The 1,050-nt window shown below is 58.5% G+C and carries 1 protein-coding gene; it reads right to left on the bottom strand.

Annotation, left to right across the window (positions count from 1 at the left end):
• Positions 1–16: 16 nt before the first annotated feature.
• Positions 17–959 (bottom strand): IS630 family transposase gene (locus AC5ZGW_RS46415; protein ID WP_496114182.1). Its coding sequence is split into 2 segments (ribosomal slippage): positions 17–622 and positions 624–959, totalling 942 coding nucleotides; the frame shifts between segments, so codons are not numbered across the junction.
• Between the last annotated feature and the right edge of the window lie 91 nt (positions 960–1,050).

Below are 1,050 nucleotides of genomic sequence, written 5' to 3'. Positions count from 1 at the left end.
CTAGAGCATGATGTTTTTATATAGAAACATATCCTGAGTTTTTGAGATAGTTGGCGCACTCCTGGCTTGAGAAGAGATCGAGGAGTTCACCGACCTTTCGCCAGGTTGCCTCGACATCGCGAGGCTCCGCGGCGCGGGTCAGATGCTTGAGTTTGGCGAAGACTTGTTCGATCGGATTGAGGTCGGGGCTGTAGGGCGGCAGGAAGAGCAGATGCGCTCCCCTGGCGCGGACGGCGTTGCGGGCGGGCTTGCCTTTGTGACTGCCGAGATTGTCGAGAATGACGACCTCGCCCTTTGTCAGGGTGGGCGCCAATATCTTCTCGACATAGAGGGTGAAGAGTTCGCCATTGATGGGGCCGTCGATGATGCAGGGCGCGCTGATCCGATCGTGACGCAACGCGGCGATGAAGGTCATGGTCTTCCAATGGCCGAAAGGTGCCGATGCCTGGAGACGCTGTCCGCGCGGCCCCCAGCCGCGCAGCGGCGTCATGTTGGTCTTGATCCAGGTCTCATCGATGAAAACCAGGCGCGAGGCGTCAATCTTGCCTTGATGGGCTTTCCAGCGTGCCCGTTTACGGGCGATGTCGGGGCGGCTTTGTTCGGCCGGATGGATCGTTTTTTTTGAAGCTCAGCCTCTCGGCATGAACAAAAGTCCACACCGCCCGCACGTCTGTCTTGATGCCACGCTCAGCCAGTTCCCTCGTCAGCTTCCGTAAGGTGAACGGTCCCGAGCGAATGCGCTTGCGCAGCCAATCGGCGTTGGCGCCGGACAGAGCCCTCTTCTTGTGACCCCCAATCTTGCCGGGCGAAACGCCTCCGGTCTCTCGCCTCAGCTTCTTCCACTTCGTCACACAGGACGGACTGATCTGAAGCGCTGCTGCAATCGAGCGAACGGTCTCGCCAACATCAGCCCGCGCAAGAGCCAGTTCGCGGATGTCTTCCGAATAGGGTCGCGTCATCCATGCTGGCCCCCGTTCCCAGCATGGAGTTTGAATCAGATATTCCTCCAATTGGGAATCCCGATTCCGGTAAAAAACAACATGCTCTAGC

The organism is Bradyrhizobium sp. Crot121 (genome assembly GCF_059512385.1).
Note: the sequence above shows the minus strand (reverse complement) of the source record. Positions and strands in the feature narration are given on the sequence as shown.